The following is a 19,834-nucleotide window of genomic DNA, read 5'->3' as shown; positions in this document are numbered from 1 at the left end:
TCAGTCCGCGCGCAGCTCTGGCAGCGTGAAGTCCATGTAGCGGCGCTCTTCGGCCAGCGTGGCGGCATCCACCACGCCGGATTGGCCCGCGCCGACGGTTTGAATGGCTTCGAGCTCCCACATGCGCGTCATGGCAATGGCCAGCTCGGCCGTGACGCGGGTGTTGTGATCCACGGCTTCCTTGAGGGTTTCCATGTCCGGGATCAATGAGACCAGCTGCTCGACGCGTTCGAGGGATTGCGCGGCCTCGTCATAGCTGTTCTCGGCCGCCGCTGACATAATGGCCCCAGTGCCCGCCTGGCTGGCGATACGCTCAGCCCCCGGATTGCCGCTGTTGGCTAGGTCAGAAAGGCTGTCTTGGTCAAAGCCTGCATCTTCAAGCGCTTGCGTCATGCGGCCTTCCATCTGAGGGGCCTCGTTACCGATCAGGCCGCTGAAATCACCGCTTTGGATTTGCCGGATGGTGCCAAGGAGATCGCCGAATTCTTGGTCTAGGAGACCATCAAGATCACCACCCATGGCCATCTCGATAATGTCCGTCGCTCCGGTCAGGGCGGCGTAGGTCTCGTTGAGCGTGTCGAGTTGCTGCTGCACCAGATCCAGCTGTTCGAGAAGCGTGTCGAGCTGGTCGGTCTGAATGCCAAAATCTTCGAGCATCTGCTGCAATTGGCGAATTTCTTGCGCGATGTTGCGCGTGTCGATCGTCGGCACGCCTTGGGCGCTTGCAGGTGAGACCGCGAGCATTGCGCATGTGATGATGGCTGAGAAAATGCGGATCATTGAAGTGCCTCCAGATCGAATTGCATGAAGTCTTGTTCACGCGCTTGTGCGGCCGCGATGGCCAGCTCTGCGGCGCCAAGCGGACGGGTATGGGCGGCCTTGAGGCGCGTGCGGATTGCAGTCAGGCGGGCGAGTTCTGCCCGCGCGTAGGTGTTGAGCGACATGGCCGCATGGATGTCATCTGTGTCGCCAATGCGGGTAATGATGTCCTGCACCCGAAGCGCGGCCGCTTGCACCGAGACCAAGGAGTAATCGCCATAGACGCCTGCGCCAAAAGAGGTCAGGCTCATGGTGGAGTTGGCAAGCAAGACGGGATCAATGGTGCCAAGCGCATCAACGCCGCCAACGCGGACAAGGTAGAGGTTGTAGCGCTCGGGGATGACCTGAACGTAATGTTGCGTTTCTGCGAAAGGCGGCACGCCACCATAGCGTTGCACATTGCCGGGACCGGCATTGTAGGCGGCCAGACCGTGAATGATGTTGCCGTCAAACATGGCTAGCATCTGTGCGAGATAGCGCGCGCCGCCGGTGACCTGGATGTAGGGGTTTTCATAGTAGGCCGGGTAAATCCCGAGATCCTGTGCTGTGCCTGGCATGATCTGGGTCAAACCAAACGCGCCGACGGGGGAGCGCGCGCCGATGGTGAAACGGCTTTCTTGCCAGATCAGCGCCTGCAACAGGCAACGCCATTGCTTGGGCGACAGACCCGCTGCGCGTACGCCAGACAAATGGTGCGTTTCCTGAGAAGTGCGAATGATCAGTTGTTCGATCGAGCCAGAGGCGTCGCCGAACATCTGGGCTGCGCCGGGGTTTGGATCAACCGGACCGTAAAGCGTTTCTGCGCCGCTTTCAGGTGATGAACCAGCTTCCAAACTCGCAACCAGCGCGCCGGAGTTCCCGCTGGCAAGCGTCGACGCATCGAGGATGTCTTCCAGCGCTTGAAGTTGTTCTTGCTCGAGCTCTTCAAGCTCTTCCTCTCTGGTCAGCCGTTCCCGCTGCAGCGCCAGATCCTGTTCGGCTTGCTGCAGCACACGCTCGCGCTGCAAGAACATGCCTGCATCAAATGTGGGCACGCCTTGGGCAACGGACATTGGCGCGGCGAAACAGAGCAAGCCCGCAAAGATATGCAGGTTGTGCTTACTCACTGAGATTGCCAATCGGCCCGAGCAGCTCGAAATTGCAGTTGCTGCGGCTGACTTCGGCAAACGAGTTGAAGCAATCTGCTTCTGACGGCCGGTATTCCGCACAAGCTGTCAGGGTCAAAAAGGTGAGGGTCAGCACGCAAAGTCTAGGCATCAAATCTGTCTCCAAAATTCAGGGTTCTGACGGTAGTCCGCGCCGACCAGCGCCTCACCTTTTTCCATGCCGCCAAGGATCGTGAGATAGGGGCCAAGGGCGCTGAGATCGGTATCGATCACAACCGAGCCTTGATCGTCACGAACCAACGCCAGACGGGAGTTGCTGCCGGTGCCGAGCAGCACGCTGAGCTCTTTTTCAGCGAGACCCAGCATCGTGTAATCGCTGGCGGAGGCACGAATGTTGGGAAGCAAAAGCTGCGTCGGGACCGCCTCGATAATCGTTTTGCCGGTGCGGGTTTTCTCAAGCTGGCTCGCGTATTGGGTCATCATCACGACGATGGCGTTCTGTTTACGCGCCGTGACCAGCCAGTTACTCAGACGGTCAGCAAAATACGGGTTGTCGAGCGCCTTCCAGGCTTCGTCGATGATGATCAACGTCGGTTTTCGATCTTCGATCACACGCTCCACCCGACGAAACAGATAGGACAGCACGGCCATGCGCTCTTTCTCGCTTTCGCTGTCGAGAATGCCGGTTAGGTCAAAGCCCACTACATCGCCCTCAAGCGAAAAGCTGTCCTCGAGGCTCTGCCCGAAAATCCAGCCATAACGCCCATCAGCCGTCCATTCTTGGATCCGCTCGAACAGATCTCCTTCATCGGCCCCCGCCACAAAGAGGGAGGCTAAATCTTGCCAATTGCGAAGGGCGGCATCACTGGCTCCGGCGTTCTGGCGCACGACTTCTTGGATGCGGTTAATCTGAACTGGGCTCAGCGGTTTGTCAGCGCGATTTAGAAGCGTGGCCACCCAATCGGACAGCCAGGCTTGCCCGCGCCCATCGATTTCTGTGCGGAGCGGGTTCAGACCAGTTGCTTCTCCAGCCTTGATGGCACGGTATCGCCCGCCATTAGCCCGCACCGCCATTTCCATGCCTGCGCGATAGTCGAACACGAACACGCGTGCGGCGCAGCGGCGGGCTTGGGTCATTAGGAAAGCAGACAACACCGACTTGCCGGAGCCAGGGCGACCAAGGATCAGAGTATGCCCGCCTGTCGGCTCTTTGTCCGGCTGACCCGCCTCGTGGTAGTTGAACAGGAAGCCCGAGCGTTCAGGCGTCGGGAACAGGGAGATTGGTTTGCCCCAAGGCACTTGGTGGCCAGGTTTGCCCAGTTGACCGCGATGCAGCGCTGCGAGGTCGGCAAAGTTCGTGTTGGTGATGGCGGCCTTGCGGCTGCGCATCTGCCCGTTGCCCGGATGCTGCCCGAAATAATGGGTTCGCGCCGCAAAGCTCTCGTTCACCAGATTAACACCTTCACTGGCCGCGATGTTGCGCACCTCGGCTGCGATGGTCTCCAGCTTTTCCTTGCTCTTGGCGAAAACCGTCACCGTCATGTGATGATCGCCGAAGCTGAGGCGCTTGGATTCCAGATCGTCCAGCGCGTCTACCAGTTCTTCGGCGAGTGAAATCGCGCCATCGTCGCTGGCCTTCATCAGACGCTGTTGCCGCTTGATCCGACTGGCCATGATATTGCTGTTGATCGGCGTGAAAGAATGCGTGACCACCATGTCGACAGGCAGGTTCAGCTCATCAAACATGGTGCAGTTGGTTTTAGCCGGATAGGTCTTGATCGCAAAACTGGTGCCAACCCGCTTGCCCGCCGTCCCATCGTCGAGCGTAAAGCCTCGCCCCTGAAACGTGACGCGCGTGTTCGCCACATCTTCGGCAATGATGCCAAAGCGGGATTTAGCGTATAGTGGCCGTTCTTGGCCGATGTTGAGCGCACCTAGGAAGCCCAGTAACTCGCCACTTTCAGCTCCAAGCAAGCGCGGGTTCATCTCAGCAAAAGACGATCTCAGAAACCCGACAACTTCCTCGAGCTTGCGCAGTTGTTTGGCCGTCTGATCTTTCATCTGCGCGATTGAGTCTGAACGCTTCAGGCGCAGCCGCGCGCCGAGGGGAGGACGTTTCAGCACCGTGAGCGTGAGCGTTTTGTCACGAAGGCCCGCCCGCGCCATGGCCGATTGCCAGCGGGTGTCCAGCGCGTGCGCAAAACCCTTGTTGGACACCGGCGGCAGGGTGGTCTCAATCGCTTTTGAGACCTTGTGCACGTAGAAACTGTACTCCGGCCCGATCTGCGCGATGATCGCAGCAAAGAGCGCGCGGGTCTTCTCCAAATGCGCGTCATCGCTGGTCATGCTGTTAACGCCATCAAGGCGGATGCACTGGAATAGTGCATTGCCGCGCGTGCGGATCGTTATGTCATTCACCAGGCTGACGTAGGGTAGCATGCTGGCCATCGGGCGCTCTTTGCGCGCCCAGTCTGGCAGCATCGCAAGATCATCCGACGGATCACGGAGCATAGCTGTCCCCCGAATGGATCTTGCGGTTTGAGGTCGGCGGCGTTTCCTGCAGTGCGGTGACCATTACCTCAAGAAAGGCCGGATCCCAGTCAGCCGCTTTCCACAGCGCAGGATAGGCCACAGCTGCGATGATGATCACCGGCCAGCTCTGAACCCAGAGAAACAGCAACACAAACCCGAACAGCCAAACCATGGCATACATGATCGGCAAGCCGATGAGCTTTGGCGGCCGGATCAGGCCGAGGAAGAGGCGGGTTTGCGTTGCCATGTCGGTTTTACGCGCCCCAGATGGCGGTCACGATGGTCGGCGCAGCCGCGATGCCCGCGATAGCGACCAGAACCCAGAGGGCTTGGCGGAAATCCAGAATGCCAAAGAGCCAGGAGAGGAACACACCGATCAAGGCCAGGGTGCCGATGACAATGCCCAAGGGGCCGGTGATCGTGTCGACGATGCCTTGCAGCAGGTTCTGGACCGGCGAGAGGTCGATGCTCTGCGCAAATGCGGGGTTGGCAAGCATCAAGCTGGTCAGAGCCAGCGACAGGATCATGCGGAAATGTGTGTGCATCAGGAGGCTCCAGTCAGTCGATCACGCACGGCCATGACGCGGCGCACGTGATTTTGGGTTTCTCGGTAAGGGGGAATGCCGCCATAGCGCGCGACCGCGTCTGGCCCCGCGTTATAGGCGGCAAGTGCCAGCTCAGGCGTGCCAAAGCGCGACAACATCATCAGAAGGTAACGGGCAGAGCCGTCCAAGTTGGCCTGCCAGTTGTGGGGATCGACACCAAGCTGCACAGCTGTCGCAGGCATCAACTGCCCGAGGCCAATCGCACCTGCGGAACTGCGCGCATTCGGGCGATAGGCACTTTCGATCTCGATATTGGCTTGGAAAAGCGCGCGCCATTCAGTCACAGATAGACCGGCGCGGCGCAGGGCAGGGTGTCCGCCATAGCGATGCGCAGTGCTTTCAAGGGCGGCGAGGATTTCGGGGCGGGGGACTGCACGGGCGGGTGCAGGAGGGGGCGCTTCAGGCTCAGGTGCAGCGAAGACGATCAGTTCTGGTGGGTTCGCGCCAATCCCATCGATATATCTTTGCGCGAATCCGGATTGCGGTGCTGTTGTCTCCAACTGGCCATCGGTGCGCATGGAGAGCACGAAGCCTTCAGAGTAAGCAGGCGCAGCGAGAAGCGACGCACCAAAAGCAAGTAGCTTAGTCGAGGTCGTCCAGCTGATGCGAGGCGACTTTGCCCTCAGACATCGGGATAGAAATGATCGAAACGCCCAGCCCTGCAAGGAAGCTCGATAAGCCGTTGATTGTCTTGAATTCTCGGGCGGCCATGTTGTTGCGCGCGGTGACAAGCAAGCGGCGCGTTTCACCGTCGGGCGAGACGCAATGCACGGTCCAAATTCCGGACCACTGAGCACCTGTACGTTTGGGCGTAACCCGGCACACGACATCTGCCGAATGTCCTTCGGCAAGCAGTGTGCGCAGTCCGTCTTCGCTGACAACATTGGGGGCGTCTTGCATCAAATTCATAGGATCGAGCCTTGCAGAATTGTGCACTAGCCCGGCAGTCCCTCATGGACTACCGAACCGATACAATATTATAATCTTGCAATCAATAGGTGCATTTTGATTTATTGCGCCATTCATGCTTTGAAACGAATTTACTGCAACGGAGTGGCTGAGCCAAGATAATATGGCGATTTTGAAACAAATATGGGCGGCTCTGGCTGTTTTGAGTTGGGGGTCAGCCTCGATCGCGGGCAGTTGCCTGCCGCCTGTGCCGCCATGGATGCCCACCGATCCCGATGATGTCACGGCATATGCTGACCTGTTGAGGCGTGATGCTGAGGCATACTTTGACGATGCCGAGCAGTACTTCCGGTGCCAGGACCAAGAGCGACGTGAGGTTTTTGAGCAAGTGCGGGCAGTCAGCGAAGACTATGCGCGCGTTTTAGAAATTTTGAGGAGTGGTAGTTAGGAGTGGCTGCGTCGTCGCAAAAGCAGCCACTCACAATCATGGTGGCGAAGGTCGCCAATGCGGACAAAACCGACTTTGGAGATTATTCTTCTAATGGCTGCTTTTCCAAGGCTGCATTTGCAGCGATAAACAGCTGCTGGAAAGTCGACCTTCGCTCCATAGAAATAATATCAGGTGGAAGTTCATTCAACTGACTTTGATCTGCACCCAATTTCCTTTTGTTTTTGGCGACTTCAACGGGCGGGAACAATTCCGACTTTTGTTGTCATACTCGCTCCGTTGATCACCAATCCGGAAAGCGGCTTTCGATGGCTTTCACGAGACTGTGGGAAAAGAAGCCTTTCATGGCAGATTTCATTGCGATCAGTGGTGTAATACTCGCTTTGGCGCCATCTTGAGGGGCATACCCGATTGTTCTTTTTGTTTCAGAGATATCCCACCGCATGCCCGGATTGTCCGACATCAGGTTCAGTGCCGCAAACTCGACGTTGTCGGCAACAATCGCTGCGTGCATGCCTTGCAGAAAATCCCGGTCACTTAGCCACATTTCCTGCCCCCACCGGCCCATCGCCATATGGGGGCCGGGTTGGTTGTCATGTGTCCATTGTGTCCATCCGATCCGCATGCAAATGACCGAAAGCCCGTGATGTTTGGCGAAATAGGCACCGGTCCGTTCACAGAAGAGTTTTGACATACCATACGCGTTAACCGGACCCGGTGGTGTACTGCTGTCCAGCCGATCCTGCGCAAACCGCTTGTCACCGTGGACCCAGTTTGAACTCGCCAGCACCACGCGTCTTACGCCCATCGCTGCCGCATGGTGGTAGAGAGAGAGCGTTGCATCCATGTTGTGTTTGATTGCCGAAGACCAATTTGCAGCCGGTTCCCGGTCACCTGCCAGATGGACGATGACATCAACACCCTTAAGCCGTGCAACCCATTTTGGATCGCCTGAGAGATCTTCGGTGTGGATGTTGGGATGGTCCACAGGCCGGATGTCGATCCCAGACACAGTGAATTCAGGGGTCGCTTCGAGCGTATCAAATAGTTTGCGGCCCAGATGCCCGCCAGCACCTGTGATCAGGACATGCATGTGACCAACTCCTTTTGAGTTCGATGGGATGTGGGGGCATCAGCTGAGCCAATTTCAAAGTCCTGCCGATATTGCATTGATTGATCGGGGCCCAAATCCCTTGCCGGTGAATGCCATTCGGCTTCGCAATAGGGGTAGTCACCCGAGTTGAAAATCTCGACCGGCTGACCGTGGGCAAAAACGTCGCCACTGGCGAGCTTTGGAGTGGAGCACATCATCCACGTGCCGGTTTCATCATTTTTGATGAGGGTCTCCCCGTACGGGTTGGCAAGCCCGACCTTGAATTCCTGTTGTTCTGCGCAATTCGCAATGACGCAATTTGTTGTAGCTGAGATCAGGGATCCTGCATGCCCAAATACAGTGTGAGCTGTGGGGTTATCCATCGCAACGCCAATCTTTGCAGGTGTGTTTATCATCATGACAGACCAGATGCCTGTCATGCGAGGCTTGGTGCCGTGGTTAGTCACGGTATGTTCGATGTTCCATCTGGTGGGGGACGCAACAGTGATGCGCCGCGCTGCAGACAGGTGCGAGTGAGGACAGATCGCGCTTTCCAAGACGACGTGATCAACATCTTGCGACACCACTTGGTAGGGGCCACTATCCAGCGTCGCAAAGGGCCCACCATCTTGCCACGACGTATCAGGGGCAATCCATGTTTTTTCACCGCCCCACAACGGAAAACCGAACTGCGGGGATCGTGTTGGCAACTCAGATAAGGCATCAATATCAAATTGAGTTCCGAGCAGGTCAGGGTTCTGAAAGAGCAGCGATTTCCCTTGAAAAACCACATCCCAAATGCGGCCACCTATGCCGGGGAGGATCACCAGTTCCAGATCACCGCTCGCCAGTTGGAAAGATGTCCATTGGTTTGGCATGAGGCGCTTTCAGTTGCGGGCGCCCGGCGCAGTTTCTTGCGCCGGGGCTTCGTTTAGACGTGTTTGAACTGCGCGACGTTTTCGGCCGTGATAGGCATTACGCCAGTCTCGACACGCTCGGGCAGGGGGTTGATACCAGCGGCTTTCCAGTCCGGCAGCACCTTGAGCCCATCCGTATTTTGCCAATGCATCATATGGAAGGCGAGAAAAATCTCGAGGTATGACTTCTGTGCCACCGCTCCGTGAATTGTTCCGTCTTCGATGTATGGGAGCATGTCATCGTTGCGGTCCATCGCAACGATCTTGATATCAGTACGCCCGGCTTCGTTTACCGCAATTGCAGCCCCTTTGCCGCTGTCACCATCGGTTCCTCCGATGCCGACGATGTCAGGATTGGCCTGAATGGCCTGAAGGTAAGCCGTTGGCGCATAGGATGGGTCGGCGCGGTCATTGACCACGTCGACAACTTCGATCTCCGGGTATTTTTCTTCGAAAATCTGCTTGTAGCCGTCGACACGCTCCAGCGTTGAAGGTGCGGGGAACGTGCCAAGGATGACCTTGCCCTTGCCGCCGATAGCTTGCGCCAGCATTTCGCCTCCGACACGTCCAGCTTGCACGCCGTTGATCCCCAAGAAGGTAGAACGGGGGCTATCAGGGATGTCACCGATACAGCAAGTCACAGGAATGCCGGCTTCAACCGCGCGCTCGACACCAGGTGCCAAAGTGGCTGGGTCGCCTGGGAAGATCAGGATACCAGCCGGACGGCGGGCGATCAGTTCATCGAGCTGACGCGCCTGCGCGGCGGTATCGAAATCAAGTGGGCCGGTGAACGTGGTCTTGATCCCCATCAGTTCTTCGAGATCTTCCATCGCGTTGCGGTAGTCCACCCAGAATGGCACTTGCGTAACGATGGACAAGAAGACGTATTCCTTGTCAGCGTTCTGCGCCATCGCTTCTTTTGAAAGCATAGGCAGACCAAAGGCGGCGGCCAGGCCCGCTGTGGTGCTCGCTGTTAACAGCTTTCTGCGGTTTACTTTGATGTCGTTCATTGTGATCTCCCTTGTTGGATCGTTTGGTTACTGGTTCGTTTGAATTTGGTGTGTTGGCCTAGCCGCGCTTGCTGCGGATCAGCATGTCGAGTGCGACAGCACTGACGAGGACCCCGCCGATGACAATCATCTGCCAGTAGATCGAAACCGCCTGCATGGTCATCGTGTTGTTGATCAGCGCAACGAAGACGACGCCGAGGAATGCGCCAAGGATCGTGCCTTCGCCGCCGCGAAGGGATGCGCCTCCGATGACGGCTGCCGCCAACACTTGCAGTTCAATTCCGTTGCCCGCCGTGGGCGTTCCACTCATCAAACGAGAGGCCAAAAGGACACCAGCCAAGGCGGCTAGAACGCCTGTCAGGGCATAGAGGATGATGCGCACGCGCGTAACATGAATGCCTGACAGCATTGCGGCCTTTTCATTGGCCCCGATGAAATAGACCTGACGGAAAAACCGCGTATGGCGTACGGCCAGATCGAACAGGATGACGAGCAGCACAGTAAGCAAAACCATCACCGGTAATCCGCCAATGTCGGCTTTGCCGATCCAAGCGAATGCAGGTGGCAGACTGGAAACCGAGAATCCCTCCGTTAGAACCAGCGCGATACCGCGGGCAATCGACATTGTTCCCAGCGTCGCAATAAGCGGATTAATCCCAAGGCCCGTTACGAGTACTCCGTTCACAACTCCGACAACGCCACCCAGGATCAGGCCGCAGACGACGGCAAGTGGAATTGGCATCCCCGTCAAAAGCAACATCGCAACGACTGTCGAAGACAGGGCCATGACGGACCCGACCGAAAGATCAAACCCGCCCGATGCCAGCAAAATTGCCATCCCAATAACGATAATTGCCGTCGGGGCCATGCCTACAGCCACGGCTCGGAAATTGGAGAGGCTCAAGAAGTACGGGTTAACATTTGCCATCACGATGATAATCAAAGCGATCAGAACGATCAGGGTCAGTTCGCGGATGTCAACGAACGCCTTGAGGATACGGCGTATGAGCGGCGGTTTTGGTGTTGTGTCTGCATGAGCGACCATGGTCATGATGTGGCTCCTGTAATTGTGTTTGACGGTGCGATTGACGGGGCTGCGGTCCCTGCGGCCATCTGCAAGACAACGTCCTCGGTTGCTTCCTGCGCGGCGATATCGCCCTTAAGTTGGCCATCGTGGACGACAAGAATGCGCGAGGATAACGACAGCAATTCCGGGAAGTCAGAGGACACGACCAGAATGGCCATGCCATCGGCTGCACGCCGCAGTAATTCAGTATGAATCTGGAATTTGGCGCCCACGTCGACACCTTTTGTCGGCTCTTCCACGATCAAAAGGTCGGGTGCGCGTTTCAACCATTTGGCCAACATGATCTTTTGCTGGTTTCCACCCGAGAGTGCCCCGACTTCCTCGGAAACACCGCTTGCTTTGACGCTAAACGCGTCAATCGCCGTTGTGGCAGCGCCCTTAATCGAAGCTCTGCGCATAACTCCAAGGCGTGTGTGATCAGACAGGCTCGCGGCGATCAGATTGTCGCTGAGCGATTGCTCAAGGAAGAGCCCTTCGGTTTTGCGTTCTTCGGGAACAAAGCCAACGCTGTGCCGCATGGCTTGGCGCAAACAAGTGAATTTGACGGGCTGCCCATGCATATGGATGTTGCCCGTCGCGCCGGGCATGAGCCCAACGAGTGAACGGACGATTTCACTGCGGCGCGCGCCCATCAGCCCGGCCATACCGACAATTTCCCCAGCCTTGATGGAAAAAGAAATGTCATCGAAAACTCCTGGATGCGACAGCTTGTTGACGTCAAGAACCACTTCGCCGGTGGCATCTTCGGATCGGTTAATCTCGTCGGGGTGCGCCCCGCCGATCATTTCAGCAACGACCTGTTCCTGAGACGTTTCTGAAACGGGCAAGGTGCTGATCTTGCGGCCGTCCCGCAGGACCGTGACGCGATCGGAAATCCGGAAAATCTCGGCCATGTGATGGCTAACGTAGACGATCCCAATCCCTTTCTTGGTCAGAGAACGGAGGACATCGAACAAAGCATCGACTTCGTCTGGGGCCAGTGCGGATGTGGGTTCGTCCAGCAACAAAATACGCGAATTGAGGGAAAGTGCTTTGGCAATTTCGACAATCTGGCGGGAACTGATCGGCAGGCTGTCGACGGGTTTTGACACATCAATGCGAAGACCGAATTCAGCCAGAAGCTCTTCAGCGCGGCGGCGCAACTCCGGCCAGTCAACGACACCGAAGTGGGTTGGCGCACGCCCAGCATAGATGTTTTCCGCGACAGAAAGTGCGCCGGCGAGACTCAACTCCTGAAATACGCACCCCACACCGAGTGATTGCGCATGTGAGGGAGTATCGATCCGTTCTTCCTTGTCGTTGAGAAGAACTCGTCCACCAGATGGTTGATGTAGGCCATAGAGAAGCCCTAGGCAGGTGGACTTACCGGCGCCGTTCTCCCCACATAGGGCGTGAACCTCACCAGGGTGCAAATCAAAATCCACGCCGTCCAGAACGACATTCATGCCAAAGCTCTTGCTCACCCGATCCAATCGAATCAGGGGTGGCGAAACGCTTGGATTCCCTAACAAGCTTAACGACATCGTATTCCTCCCAAGCCCTGCCTGACATCTGATATCTCAGATGTCAACCGATAACGAAACGGAAGCCTCGGCCATGAAAAAGGCGGCCCCTTTTGGGGGCCGCCCTCAGATAGTCGTTCGTGATCCTTAGGACGTCTTCATGCCTTCCAACACGATGGATGCGCTCTTGTAGGCCTGCCGCGTACGGTCAATGTGTTCTACCAGGAGTGCCTTGATTTCCGACATGTCTCCTTGGCGCACGGCTTTGGTAATCTTCCTATGCTCGTCGAATGAAAGTTCAGTATGTTGTGGCAACTTCGCTAAATGGGTTCGAAGCGCGGCAATCTTGCCGACGTAGCGTGTATAGCTCGCCGTGAGATAATCATTTCCGGCGTGCTCAAAAATCAACTGATGAAACTGTGTATCAAGTGCCAGATACTCTTTCTCATTGGCGCGCCCGCGTTCGCGCTCCATCGCCTTCACCACTCGCAGCATGCCCTCGGCCAGGCCATCAGGGTCTCTTGCTAGGGCATATTCAAATGCAGCCGTTTCGATTGCTTGCCTGAAGTCGCAGATCTGCGTGACTTCCGAATCAGAAAGCGAAAACACGCGGGCGCCTTTCTGCGGCTCGATGCTAACCAATCCCTCGTCCCGCAACTGTGCAAGCGCTTCGCGCACCGGGGATTTTGAAACGCCCAACTCCTCCGAGATTTTCCGCTCCGATAGGATTTGCCCCATCTTTAGAGAGCCATCAATTATGCTGTTTCGCAAATGTTCCAGCGCTAATTCCCGGAGCGATTTGGGCCGTTCGAGTGCCATAAACAGGCCTCCCTAAAAAATGAGTTGCAAGGGTCAAGATATCTGATACACCAGATAGGGCAAGCTGGAATATCAGATATCAGAATTGCACCCTGGGAGGAAATTTTTGATGCATGCGGAGCTGGTTCTCGACTGCAAAAACGAGCATGGCGAAGGGATCTTTTGGAACCCCGCAGACGGGCTTGTTTGGTGGACGGATATCGAAGGCCGCGCCCTTTGGTCTTATGACCCTTCGACCTCTTCCAGCGCTTCGCATGAAATGCCCGAACGGGTTTGCTGCTTTGCCCCACGAGAAGTTGGCGGATTGATCGTAGCCTATGCTGATCGGGTTGTTCTGTTTGATCCAGAAACGAAGTCTGAAACCCTCGTCACGCGATTCGAACCTGAAAACCCCGAAACTCGATTGAACGACGGGCGGACCGATCGGCAGGGACGTCTTGTCGTCGGCGGCATGAACGAAGCGTCGGGTTCGCCGGATTCGTCGGTGATTTGCATCGACAGCGATCTCTCGGTTCGAACTCTGATCGACAAAGTATCCTGCGCCAACTCCACCTGTTTTTCCCCAGCTGGCACCACGATGTATTTCGCCGATACTCCAGACCGCGAAATTGTGGCCTTTGACTACAATACCAACACTGGGTCCGTTTCCAGACGGCGTGTGCACGCATCTTTTAAAGCTGAGCCCGGATTGCCGGATGGATCCTGTGTCGATGCCGAAGGCGGTGTTTGGAATGCCGAATGGGAAGGCCACCGCGTCGTGCGGGTTGGGCCCGACGGCACCATTGATCGCGTCATAAACGTCCCGGTGTGGAAACCAACTTGCTGCGCGTTCGGGGGACCAGACCTCGACACGCTCTTCATTACGACCTCTCGCCTGATGAGCGATGAGGCTGCCTTAAAAAAAGAACCGGACTCCGGCGGATTATTTGCCGTCAAACCCGGCGTTCACGGCGTGAATGACACGCCCTTCACTGGATAAGTAACCATTCTCTGGGAGGAGAAAAATGACAAAACGATTGATGAACACAACACTTGCTGCTGGTTTCGCCATGCTGGCAACTGTGACATTTGCGGAAAACTATCCGACACCGGTACTGCTTCAAGATGGTGCACAAGCCCCAATTGACGCCATCACGCCGACGAATGAGGTTTTTCGGATCGCCTACATGCCGCCAGCGACCGAGTTCAACTACTACATCGCTATCGGTGAGGGCATCAAAGCTGTTGCTGCCGAAGCCGGCGTTGAGGTCTTCATGCTCGCCCCGCAGTCGGGCGCGGACATTAACGGCCAGATGGGCATGATCCAGGATGTGCTGACGCAAGACGTTGACGCAATTATCTTCGGAACCCATGACGAGTTCGCCGCGGCCCCCCTGCTTGAGCAGGCTGTCGACGCCGGAATGGCCGTCTTGATGATCAACTCGGACATCCCTAACTTCCCGACGCCGATCCACGGTGTTGTCGGCTATTCACAACGCAATGGCACCCACGCCATCGCAGACTGGGCCATCGAGAACTATGGCGATGAGCCCCTGCAAGTTGGTATCATCGAGGGCCAGCCGGGCTATCACTCCACCGAGCGCGTGGGTGGTTTCCTTGACGGGATCGAAGGCAATGAAAACTTTGAGGTTGTCGTGTCCATTGACGGCAAATGGAACGTCGAGGGCGGCAATACTGCAGGCATGGACATTCTTCAGTCCAACCCTGATCTGGATATGATCTTTGCTGCAAACGACTATATGATCATTGGTGCATCTTTTGCCGCCAAGGCGCTTGGTCGGGACGACATCGTTTTGCTCGGCAACGACGGCGACACTTCTGGACTTGAAGAAATCGCTGCAGGCAACATCACGGCGACCGTCAACACGTCGCCGTTCTTGATGGGCAAAGCCGCGATGCACGCAACTCTTGACGCTCTCAATGGCACTTATCCCGGAGGGTGGATCGAGACACCAACCTCGATCGAGGACATGGAGGGCGCGGTTAGCGTTCTGCAAGAGCCAGAGAAGCTGTTCCCACAGCCGTCCAGAGAATACTAACCTTTCTCCCTGTTTCCCGGCGGCGCAAGAACGTGCCGCCGGGAGGCGCTAGCCAACTCAATGTCACCTTCAAGTCGAGGCAATAGCATGACCAGCGAAACGCCCCTTTGGGAGTTTGTCGACATCAGCAAGGCCTATCCCGGTGTTCTTGCGAACGACAAGGTCTGCATCAAGCTCATGCCAGGTTCTATTCACGGGCTGTTGGGCGAGAATGGCTGCGGCAAATCCACAATGATCAAGACGCTTTCCGGCGTTCAGCAGCCCGATAGCGGCAAAATACTGCATAGCGGAACGGCGGTGACGATCAGTGATCCACAAGCTGCCCGTGACAATGGGATCGCCACTGTTTTTCAAGAGTTTTCAATCGTGCCAACCTTGTCGGTGGGTGAAAACATTTTCCTCGGCAATATGCCTCGGTCGCGTCTTGGAGTGATCAACTGGAAAAAAGTTCATGATGATGCCGCCCGTGTTCTCGCAGAAATGGACGTTGATGTGTCGCCCAATGCGATCACCGGAACGCTTTCTGTTGGCGAACAACAACTTGTTGAAATCGCCAAAGCCATCGCAATGGACGCCCGAATGATCATTCTGGATGAGCCGACGGCAGCCCTTGGCGAAGAAGAGATCGAACGCCTGCACCAGCTTTTGCGCAACATGCGCAGCCGTGGCACCGCAATTCTTTATGTGTCTCACCGTCTCGACGAGGTCGAACGGATCGTCGATGAGGTGACCATCCTGCGCAATGGCCGCGTGGTGCGGGCCAGCGGCGAAACTGAAATCAATGTTTCTGATATCGTTAGCGCCATGGTCGGCGAAGACATCGGTGAGCACTATCCGAAAGAACACAATGCGTCCGACGACGTCGTACTTGAGGCGCAAGGCCTGGTTACCGAGTTTGGCGTGACTGACGCCTCCTTTACGCTTCACAAAGGTGAGGTTCTTGGTCTGGGTGGCGTGTTGGGCAGCGGTCGGACGGAAATTGCCCGAGCGTTGTTCGGCACCGATGAACTGAGTGCTGGTCAGATCTTGCTAAGCGGCAAGCCGGTCCGTTTTCGGCGTGAAATCGATGCGATCCGTGCAGGTTTGGCTCTGGTTCCAGAGAACCGCAAATATGATGGGTTGTTCTTTAACTTCCGCGCCAGTGGAAACATCACGGCGGCCTCATTGGGTGGTCTCAACCGGTTTGGCGTCTTGAACCTCAAGGCCGAGGCGCAGGCCACCCATGACCTGATACGCGACCTGGAAATCTCGACCCAAGCTGAAGAAAAGACGGTGAATTTCCTGTCCGGTGGAAACCAGCAAAAGATCGTGATCGCGCGCTGGCTGTTCTCTCAATCAGATATCCTGATCCTTGATGAACCCACCCAAGGGATCGACATCGGCGCCAAGATCGCTGTCTACAAACTTATCAACAAACTGACGCGTGCAGGCAAATCCATCATACTGATCAGTTCGGACCACGATGAACTATTGGCGATGAGTGATCGGATTGCGGTCGTTCAGCACGGCGCGATCAAGCGCACTGTGAAGGCATCAGACCTTAACCACGATGATCTTGTGCGGGCATCTGCGGACGCCTTGCATACCAAGCCTGAGGAGGCGTTCGCATGAAGCGAGTTTTTGACACACAGTTGATCGGTCCCTTTGCGGCCATGGTGATTGTCGCGCTTATCGTTGCACTGACCACCGATCGGTTCCTAAATCCCGGCAACCTATCCAACCTGTCGTTGCAGGTAAGTATCGTGGCGTTAATTGCCATCGGGTCCACCATCGTGATTTTTGCAGCCGGCATTGACCTAAGCTCGGGCTCGATGGTGGCCCTGCTGACCATGATCCTTGCTCAGATGCTCAAGTTCATGGGCATTCCGCTTGTCTTAGCACTTCCGCTCATCCTTCTTGTGGGCGGTTTGTTGGGGCTTCTTATTGGTTTGATAACGGCTTACGGGCGAATACCCTCGTTCATCACGACTTTGGCCGCGTTGATTGCATTCCGTGGTCTTGCGCTGACGTTCAATAATGGCTCGCCGATCTTCTCGCTTGATCCGGCGTTGGAGCCAATCTTTTACGGTAAGTTGCTTGGCGTTCCGTTGCCCTTTTTCTACCTCGTGTTCTTTTACGCACTCGCCGCTTTCACGATGAACTTCACAAAGCTGGGCCGCGAGATTTATGCCGTTGGCGGCAACCCTGCGGCTGCCGTTCTGACCGGTATCAACGTGCGTAAAGTTCAGACGATGACGTTTGTCATTGCCGGTTTCATGACGGCGGTAGGGGCAATCCTGATGTCAGCGCGCCTCAACTCCGGTTCACCCAATTACGGTCAAACGCTTGAACTGCAGGCCATTGCGGCCGCCGTCGTGGGCGGGGCCAGCCTTGCAGGCGGGCGGGGCAATATCCTTGCCACGTTGATGGGCGCAATGACGATTGTGATCGTCCAGAATGGGTTGAACCTGAACGCAGCGCCATCCTCAGTGCAGAACATTGTACTGGGTCTGATCATCCTTCTGGCAGTTGGTATCGACATGTGGCGTGCCGAAATCTCCGGCCTGATGTGGCGTGTTTTTGGGCGCAAATCATCTGCGAAGAAAGTCAAGTAGAATAGGGGACGTGACATGGATTTAGGACTGAAAGACAAGCTTGTTCTGGTCACCGGTTCAGGATCAGGTATCGGGAAGGCGACCGCAAAGACCTACTTGCAGGAAGGTGCACGACTGATCGTGCATGGCCTCACAGAGGCAGAGGTCACTGCGTGCGTGAATGACCTGTCATCACTTGGCGATGTCACCGGCATCGCGGCCGACCTGTCCAAGAGCGAAGATGCGACCGCATTGGCAGAGTTTGCCAAAGCGCAGGGCGATGTTGACATTTTGGTCAACAATGTCGGTATCTTCTCGGTCAAGCCGTTCGAAGAGCTGACCGATGAGGACTGGCTGCACTATTTCAACATCAACGTTCTGTCCGCCGTTCGGATGAGCAGGATTTTCTTGCCCGCCATGCTCAAACGTGGCGAGGGATCTGTCATCAACATGGCCAGCGAAGCAGCTGTCAAACCGTTGCCCCAGATGGTGCATTATTCGGTGACCAAAACTGCCATGTTAGGTCTGACCCGTGGCATGGCAGAATTGACCAAAGGCACGAAAGTGCGGGTCAACTCAATCTTGCCGGGCCCAACCTGGACCGAAGGTGTCGAGGCTTACTTTGACGGCCTTGCCGACCAGAAGGGCGAGCCACTCGACACGATCGTGAATAACTACTTCAAATCCGATGAGCCCACCTCACTGATCCAACGCTTCGTCCAACCTGACGAAGTCGCCCGCATGATCGTCACGATTTCCGCAAGCACCGCCTCGAACGGTGCGGCGCACCGGATCGAAGGTGGCATCGTTCGCAACATTCTTTAACACCCAAGAAAGAAGGAGCCTGTCATGGCTGCACTCACGTTTTCTCACATCGGCATCACGGTTCCGGACCTCGAAAAGGCCGTAGATTTCTACTCCAAGGCGTTTGGTCTTTATGTGCTGATGGAACCGACCGAAATCCTACACGACGACAGCGCCATCGGCGAGATGTGCGATGACGTATTCGGCGAGGGCTGGGGCAAATTCCGCATAGCCCACCTTTCAATGGGCGACGGCGTCGGCATCGAATTGTTCGAATTCCCCAAGACAATCGAAGAAGAACGGCCATTCGAATACTGGCGTCGCGGATTGTTCCACTTCTGTGTGCAGGATGAAGATCTTGAAGGCCGCATTAAAGTCATCGAGAGCCTGGGCGGCAAGCAGCGCATGAAACAGGTGCGTAAATATTACCCCGGCGAAAAACCCTATCGAATGGTCTACATGGAAGATCCGTTCGGCAACATCTTCGAGCTCTATAGCCACTCGTATGAGTTGACGTATTCGGCAGGCGCCTATGACTGATCCCGTCACAATAAAACCCCGCACAGATAGGCCCAAGGTCGTGATCACTGATTACGACTTTGGTAACGTAGACGTTGAGACCGAGATCCTTGAAGCGGCCGGCGCAGAGGTCATCGCGCTTCAGGCCAAGAACCAGGAGGATTTGTTCGAAGTTGCCCCTGATTGTGCGGCGATGATGAACCAGTACGCGCGGATCGGTAGGGACACCATCTTGCGAATGCAAAAATGTGAAGTCATCGCGCGCTATGGCGTCGGTGTTGACATCGTGGATGTGGAAACTGCGACTGACAAAGGCATTCTTGTTACCAACGTCCAAAACTACTGCACCGAGGAAGTCGCCGATCATGCCATTTCTCTTTGGCTGACGCTCGCGCGTAAATTGCCCGACTATGATCGCGCGACCCACGCAGGCATCTGGCAATGGCAAAGCGGTCAGCCAGTCTATCGATTGCGCGGGCGCACAATGGGTATCGTATCTCTGGGCAAGATTGGACAAGCGATCCTGGCGCGGTCGCGGGCCTTTGGAGTCAGGGTCATCGCCTATGATCCTTTCTTGCCTTCAGATGTCGCCGCTAACCTTGGCGTCGAACTTGTGAGCAAACCCGATTTACTGGCCCGTTCCGACTATCTTTTGATGCAGGCGCCGATGACTCCCGACACCCGTCACTTTCTGTCGGATGCCGAGTTTGCGGCAATGAAGCCCGGGGCCATTCTTGTGAATACAGGGCGCGGCCCCACAGTCGATAACGCCGCACTCTTCCGCGCATTGAGCGGGGGGCATTTGGCCGCAGCAGGTCTGGATGATCCGGAAGAAGAACCGGCCAAAAGGGCGAATTGGACTCCCGATGATAACCCGCTTTTCACGCTGCCAAATGTGCTCGTGACGCCCCATGCGGCCTATTACTCAGAAGAATCCATTCTTGCGGCCCGCGTCACCGCAGCGACCCAAGTGGCCAAAGTCCTGACAGGGCAACAGCCAGATTACACCGTCAACGCCGATGCGTTGGCCGCACTCACCGCTTAATAGGAGA

22 protein-coding genes are annotated in these 19,834 nt (G+C 56.2%); 8 read left to right on the top strand and 14 right to left on the bottom strand.

Annotation, left to right across the window (positions count from 1 at the left end; genetic code table 11):
- The 8 genes from PG871_RS17060 to PG871_RS17025 form a co-directional block, all read right to left on the bottom strand.
- Positions 1–780, bottom strand: a complete 780-nt coding sequence (locus PG871_RS17060; protein ID WP_270731484.1) for a type IV secretion system protein — start codon at positions 778–780, stop codon at positions 1–3.
- Positions 777–1,871, bottom strand: a complete 1,095-nt coding sequence (locus PG871_RS17055; RefSeq protein ID WP_270732730.1) for a lytic transglycosylase domain-containing protein — start codon at positions 1,869–1,871, stop codon at positions 777–779. The genes PG871_RS17060 and PG871_RS17055 overlap by 4 nt, the downstream gene beginning before the upstream one ends.
- Positions 1,872–1,917: 46 nt before the next feature.
- Positions 1,918–2,061, bottom strand: a complete 144-nt coding sequence (locus tag PG871_RS17050; RefSeq protein ID WP_270731483.1) for a hypothetical protein — start codon at positions 2,059–2,061, stop codon at positions 1,918–1,920.
- Positions 2,062–2,075: 14 nt separating this feature from the next.
- The gene (locus PG871_RS17045; RefSeq protein ID WP_270731481.1) at positions 2,076–4,436 is read right to left on the bottom strand and encodes a type IV secretion system protein B4; all 2,361 of its coding nucleotides are present in this window, start codon (positions 4,434–4,436) and stop codon (positions 2,076–2,078) included.
- Positions 4,426–4,704 (bottom strand): type IV secretion system protein VirB3, encoded by a 279-nt coding sequence (locus tag PG871_RS17040; RefSeq protein WP_158980696.1) that lies wholly within the window; start codon positions 4,702–4,704, stop codon positions 4,426–4,428. The genes PG871_RS17045 and PG871_RS17040 overlap by 11 nt, the downstream gene beginning before the upstream one ends.
- 7 nt (positions 4,705–4,711) lie before the next feature.
- Positions 4,712–5,002 carry a TrbC/VirB2 family protein gene (locus PG871_RS17035; RefSeq protein ID WP_270731474.1) on the bottom strand — a complete coding sequence of 97 codons (291 nt, stop codon included), beginning with the start codon at positions 5,000–5,002 and terminating at the stop codon, positions 4,712–4,714.
- Entirely contained in the window at positions 5,002–5,580 is a 579-nt protein-coding gene (locus PG871_RS17030) for a lytic transglycosylase domain-containing protein (RefSeq protein ID WP_270731471.1), read from the bottom strand. The genes PG871_RS17035 and PG871_RS17030 overlap by 1 nt, the downstream gene beginning before the upstream one ends.
- A 64-nt stretch (positions 5,581–5,644) precedes the next feature.
- On the bottom strand, positions 5,645–5,971 hold the full coding sequence (locus PG871_RS17025; protein ID WP_270731469.1) for a hypothetical protein: 327 nt from the start codon (positions 5,969–5,971) through the stop codon (positions 5,645–5,647).
- A 163-nt stretch (positions 5,972–6,134) separates the two neighbouring features.
- Here PG871_RS17025 and PG871_RS17020 point away from each other — a divergent pair, with 163 nt between their 5' ends.
- Positions 6,135–6,419, top strand: a complete 285-nt coding sequence (locus PG871_RS17020) for a hypothetical protein (RefSeq protein ID WP_270731468.1) — start codon at positions 6,135–6,137, stop codon at positions 6,417–6,419.
- A gap of 283 nt (positions 6,420–6,702) precedes the next feature.
- Here the strand turns inward: PG871_RS17020 and PG871_RS17015 are convergent, their stop codons facing one another.
- The 6 genes from PG871_RS17015 to PG871_RS16990 form a co-directional block, all read right to left on the bottom strand.
- On the bottom strand, positions 6,703–7,512 hold the full coding sequence (locus tag PG871_RS17015) for an NAD-dependent epimerase/dehydratase family protein (RefSeq protein ID WP_270731466.1): 810 nt from the start codon (positions 7,510–7,512) through the stop codon (positions 6,703–6,705).
- Complete coding sequence (locus tag PG871_RS17010) at positions 7,500–8,390, bottom strand: hypothetical protein (RefSeq protein ID WP_270731463.1); 891 nt, start codon at positions 8,388–8,390, stop codon at positions 7,500–7,502. Before PG871_RS17010 ends, PG871_RS17015 begins: the two co-directional genes overlap by 13 nt.
- A gap of 53 nt (positions 8,391–8,443) precedes the next feature.
- Positions 8,444–9,439, bottom strand: a complete 996-nt coding sequence (locus tag PG871_RS17005) for a substrate-binding domain-containing protein (protein ID WP_270731460.1) — start codon at positions 9,437–9,439, stop codon at positions 8,444–8,446.
- Between the two features lie 58 nt (positions 9,440–9,497).
- Entirely contained in the window at positions 9,498–10,490 is a 993-nt protein-coding gene (locus tag PG871_RS17000) for an ABC transporter permease (protein ID WP_270731457.1), read from the bottom strand.
- On the bottom strand, positions 10,487–11,971 hold the full coding sequence (locus PG871_RS16995) for a sugar ABC transporter ATP-binding protein (RefSeq protein ID WP_270731452.1): 1,485 nt from the start codon (positions 11,969–11,971) through the stop codon (positions 10,487–10,489). Before PG871_RS16995 ends, PG871_RS17000 begins: the two co-directional genes overlap by 4 nt.
- A gap of 204 nt (positions 11,972–12,175) precedes the next feature.
- Entirely contained in the window at positions 12,176–12,847 is a 672-nt protein-coding gene (locus PG871_RS16990) for a GntR family transcriptional regulator (RefSeq protein WP_270731450.1), read from the bottom strand.
- 109 nt (positions 12,848–12,956) lie between these two features.
- Between PG871_RS16990 and PG871_RS16985 the strand changes: the two genes are divergently transcribed.
- The 7 genes from PG871_RS16985 (at position 12,957) to PG871_RS16955 (ending at position 19,827) form a co-directional block, all read left to right on the top strand.
- The gene (locus tag PG871_RS16985) at positions 12,957–13,826 is read left to right on the top strand and encodes an SMP-30/gluconolactonase/LRE family protein (RefSeq protein ID WP_270731448.1); all 870 of its coding nucleotides are present in this window, start codon (positions 12,957–12,959) and stop codon (positions 13,824–13,826) included.
- Between the two features lie 25 nt (positions 13,827–13,851).
- Complete coding sequence (locus PG871_RS16980) at positions 13,852–14,886, top strand: sugar ABC transporter substrate-binding protein (protein ID WP_270731445.1); 1,035 nt, start codon at positions 13,852–13,854, stop codon at positions 14,884–14,886.
- Between the two features lie 87 nt (positions 14,887–14,973).
- Positions 14,974–16,497 carry a sugar ABC transporter ATP-binding protein gene (locus PG871_RS16975; RefSeq protein ID WP_270731442.1) on the top strand — a complete coding sequence of 508 codons (1,524 nt, stop codon included), beginning with the start codon at positions 14,974–14,976 and terminating at the stop codon, positions 16,495–16,497.
- Entirely contained in the window at positions 16,494–17,480 is a 987-nt protein-coding gene (locus PG871_RS16970; RefSeq protein WP_270731440.1) for an ABC transporter permease, read from the top strand. Before PG871_RS16975 ends, PG871_RS16970 begins: the two co-directional genes overlap by 4 nt.
- 15 nt (positions 17,481–17,495) lie before the next feature.
- The gene (locus PG871_RS16965) at positions 17,496–18,284 is read left to right on the top strand and encodes an SDR family NAD(P)-dependent oxidoreductase (protein ID WP_108814125.1); all 789 of its coding nucleotides are present in this window, start codon (positions 17,496–17,498) and stop codon (positions 18,282–18,284) included.
- Positions 18,285–18,308: 24 nt separating this feature from the next.
- The gene (locus tag PG871_RS16960) at positions 18,309–18,803 is read left to right on the top strand and encodes a lactoylglutathione lyase family protein (protein WP_270731434.1); all 495 of its coding nucleotides are present in this window, start codon (positions 18,309–18,311) and stop codon (positions 18,801–18,803) included.
- A 40-nt stretch (positions 18,804–18,843) separates the two neighbouring features.
- A complete protein-coding gene (locus tag PG871_RS16955) occupies positions 18,844–19,827 on the top strand; it encodes a C-terminal binding protein (protein ID WP_270731431.1) in 984 nt (327 codons plus the stop codon).
- Positions 19,828–19,834: the final 7 nt, after the last annotated feature.

The organism is Shimia sp. Alg240-R146, from assembly GCF_947331465.1.
Classification (GTDB): Bacteria; Pseudomonadota; Alphaproteobacteria; order Rhodobacterales; family Rhodobacteraceae; genus Shimia.
The sequence above is the reverse complement of the archived record's forward strand: the minus strand, read 5'-3'. Positions and strand labels throughout refer to the sequence as shown.